The organism is Stenotrophomonas sp. P5_B8, assembly GCF_054049855.1.
Genome location: NZ_JBFULO010000365.1, coordinates 1 through 4,036 on the forward strand (window position 1 = coordinate 1; position 4,036 = coordinate 4,036).

Here is a 4,036-nt window from a genome sequence, read left to right on the forward strand (position 1 = left end):
GCTCCAGGCAATCCCCAACGGCACGTATAGCCGGCCAGCGGCCGGCACTACCTTACGGCGACAGGTTAGGCGCGTGCTGTCAACGCCTTCCCCCCGCCGCCCGGCGTTGCCACAATCGGGTCTTTCCGTACTGCGGCTCCGGCCGGAAGCAATGCCTGACATCAAGCTCGCCCAGCAGATCGCCCAGACCATCGCCGATGAAATCGGTGCCCAGCCAGCCCAGGCACGTGCCGCCATCGCCCTGTTGGACGAAGGCGCCAGCGTCCCGTTCATCGCCCGCTACCGCAAGGAAGTCACCGGCGGCCTGGACGACACCCAGCTACGCAACCTGGAAAGCCGCCTGACTTACCTGCGCGAGCTGGAAGACCGCCGCGCCGCGGTGCTGTCCAGCATCGAAGAGCAGGGCAAACTCAGCCACGAACTACGCAACGAGATCCTCGGTGCGGACACCAAGTCGCGGCTGGAGGATCTGTACCTGCCGTACAAGCCCAAGCGCCGCACCCGTGCGCAGATCGCGCGCGAAGCCGGGCTGGAGCCGCTGGCCGATGGCCTGCTGGCCGATCCGGGCCTGGATCCGCAGGTATTCGGTGCCACCTTCGTCGATGCCGACAAGGGCGTGGCCGACACCAAGGCCGCGCTGGAAGGCGCCCGCGCGATCCTGATGGAGCGCTGGGGCGAAGATGCCGCGCTGGTCRGCGAACTGCGTACCTGGCTGGGCGAGAACGGGGTGATCCGGGCGCGCGTGGCCGAGGGCAAGGAAGAGCAGGGCGCCAAGTACCGCGATTACTTCGAACACGCCGAATCGCTGGCGAAGATTCCCTCGCACCGCCTGCTGGCGCTGTTCCGCGCGCGGCGCGAGGAAATCCTGTTCCTGGAACTGGACCCCGGCCCCGACGCCGAGGCCGGTCACCAATACGGCGAAGGCCGGGTGGCCCACAACGCCGGCATCCGCGACGCAGGYCGGCCCGGCGACCGCTGGCTGCTGGATGCGTGCCGCATGACCTGGCGCGCCAAGCTGCACATGCACCTCCTGCTGGATCTGTTCAACCAGGCCCGCGAGAAGGCCGAGGCCGAGGCGATCGCGGTGTTTGGCGACAATCTCAAGGACCTGCTGCTGTCCGCACCGGCTGGCCCCAAGGCGGTGCTCGGCCTGGACCCGGGTATCCGCACCGGCTGCAAGATCGCCGTGGTCGATGCGACCGGCAAGCTGGTGGCCACCGACACCATTTACCCGCACGAACCGCGCCGCCAGTGGGACCAGTCGCTGCACACCCTCAAACAGCTGTGCGTGCAGCACAACGTGGATCTGATCGCGATCGGCAACGGCACCGCCAGCCGCGAAACCGACAAGCTGGCCGGTGAGGTGATCAAGGCACTGGGTGATACGAAGGTGCAGAAGATCGTGGTCAGCGAGGCCGGTGCATCGGTGTACTCGGCTTCGGAATTCGCGGCCAGGGAATTCCCGAACCTGGACGTGTCCATCCGCGGCGCGGTGTCGATCGCCCGCCGCCTGCAGGACCCGCTGGCCGAACTGGTCAAGATCGATCCGAAGGCGATCGGCGTTGGCCAGTACCAGCACGACGTGGACCAGTACCGGTTGGCGCGCGCGCTGGATGCGCGCGTGGAGGACTGCGTCAACGCGGTGGGCGTGCACGTCAATACTGCGTCGGCCGCGCTGCTGTCGCGGGTATCCGGGCTGTCCTCGACCGTGGCCGAGAACATCGTCCGCCATCGCGATGACAACGGTCCGTTCAAGCGCCGCAAGGACCTGCTCAAGGTGCCGCGGCTGGGCGACAAGACCTTCGAACAGTGCGCCGGCTTCCTGCGCATCGCCGATGGTGACCAGCCGCTGGACGCCTCCTCGGTGCATCCCGAAGCCTACCCGGTGGTCGAGCGCATCGTGGCCGCCACCGCGCGCCCGATCAAGGCGCTGATCGGCGATGGCAGCTTCCTGCGCGGGCTCAAGGCCGAGCAGTTCACCGACGCCACCTTCGGCGTGCCGACCGTGCGTGACATCCTCAAGGAACTGGAAAAGCCGGGCCGCGATCCACGCCCCGAGTTCAAGGCCGCGCGCTTCGCCGATGGCGTGGAAGAGCTCAAGGACCTCAAGGTCGGGATGATCCTGGAAGGCGTGGTCAGCAACGTGGCCGCGTTCGGTGCCTTCGTCGACATCGGCGTGCACCAGGATGGTCTGATCCACATCTCGGCGCTGTCGGATACCTACGTCAAGGATCCGCGCGACGTGGTCAAGGCCGGCGACATCGTCAAGGTCAAGGTGCTGGAGGTGGACGTGGCGCGCAAGCGCATCGCCCTGACCCGGCGCCTGGATGACACCCCGGCCCCGGCCAAGGCCCCCGGCGAGCGTGATGCGCGCCCGGCCGGCGGCGGCCGTCGGGATGCGGGCGGTGGCGGTGGCCAGCGCAATGGGGGCCGTGGCGCCCCCGCCGGGCCGCGTCCGGGCAGCGCCACGCCGCCGGCCAACAATGCCCTGGCCGACGCCTTCGCCCGCGCCAAACGGGGCGGCTGAGCCGGCGGCGGGTCCAGAGCGGGGACGCTTTCGGGCGGCCCCGGGCCTGTCTGGACCGATGGCACTTCTGGTTTCACCCGGCTTTGTTCACACTTCGCCTTCAATGCCCGTAGCTTGGGCAGGCGGGGAGGCCGTATGACCAGGGACCTGACAAGGCGGACCGACGCACGACGCCACACGGCGCCGTGCGCGTGGCCGTGCCCATGAGCCGCCGCGACCCCGCGACCGAACACAGCATCGACGCGGCGCTGCGCGACATCACCGAGCAGCACCGCCGGCTGGAGATGATCATCGAAGGTACCGCCGCCGGCACCTGGGAGTGGAACATCCAGGCCGGTCAGATGCGGATCAACGAGCGCTGGGCGCAGATTGTCGGTTACACCCGCGACGAACTGGCGCCGATCACCCCGGAGACCTTCTTCCGTCTGGTTCACCCCGATGACCTCGGCAAGTCCAACGCGCTGTTGCACGACCACTTGGAAGGCCGGTCGGCGCACTACGACAGCCTGTGCCGCATGCGCCACAAGGACGGGCACTGGATCTGGGTGCAGGACCGCGGCCGCGTCTACGAGTGGGACGCGCAGGGCCGCCCGTTGTGGATGGCTGGCGCGCATGCCGATGTGACCGACCTGCAGAACGCGCGCCAGGATGCGGCCAACATGCGCCAGCGCCTGCAGGCGGTGGTGGATGCGTCCGACGAAGTGGCGGTGATCGCCACCGATGTGGACGGCGTGGTCAACCTGTTCAACACCGGCGCGCAGAAGTTGCTGGGCTATCGAGCGGACGAAGTGATCGGCCGAGTCAACCCGAGCCTGTTCCATGATGTGGCGGAAATGCAGGCCTACCTGCAGCCCGAAGCCGATGCGGACGGGCGCCTGCCGACCGTTTTCGAGGCGCTTACCGCGCGCGCCGCGCAGGGTACCTGGTCGCACCAGTGGACCTTCGTGCGCAAGGACGGGCAGCGCCGCCAGGTGCGCCTGTCGATCAGTCCGCTGGACTGCGCCGGCGGCAACCGCATCGGGTATGTCGGCATGGCGGTGGACATCACTCCGATGCTGGAAGTGCGCGAGCAGGCTTACCTGGCCGCGGAGAAATTCGCCGGAGCGTTTTCCTCGGCCGCGCTGGGCATGGCGCTGGTGTCGCTGGAAGGCCGCTGGCTGGACGTCAACGACGCGCTGTGCGGCATTCTCGGCTATACCCGCGCCGAGCTGCTGGAGATCGATTTCCAGACCCTCACCCACGCCGATGACCTGCACACCGACCTGGCCCTGGTCGGGGATCTGCTGGCGGGGCGTCGCGACCATTACCACATGGACAAACGCTACCTGGGCAAGGCCGGCAACATCGTCTGGGGACGGTTGTCGGTGTCGCTGGTGCGCGCCGAAAACGGCGAACCGCTGCATTTCGTCTCGCAGATCCAGGACGTCACCGCCCAGCGCCAGAGCGGCCAGCAACTGCGCGAGTCCGAACAGCGCACCCGCATCACCCTGGATGCGGTGGCCGACATGG

Annotated in this window: 2 protein-coding genes; both read left to right on the forward strand. The window is 68.2% G+C overall.

The window, feature by feature from the left end; genetic code table 11:
* Positions 1-151 precede the first annotated feature (151 nt).
* Positions 152-2,527, forward strand: a complete 2,376-nt coding sequence (locus tag ACXJKH_RS16420) for a Tex family protein (RefSeq protein ID WP_457320893.1) — start codon at positions 152-154, stop codon at positions 2,525-2,527.
* 203 nt (positions 2,528-2,730) lie between these two features.
* A partial coding sequence (locus tag ACXJKH_RS16425) for a PAS domain S-box protein (RefSeq protein ID WP_457320894.1) occupies positions 2,731-4,036 on the forward strand: 1,306 nt, incomplete at its 3' end.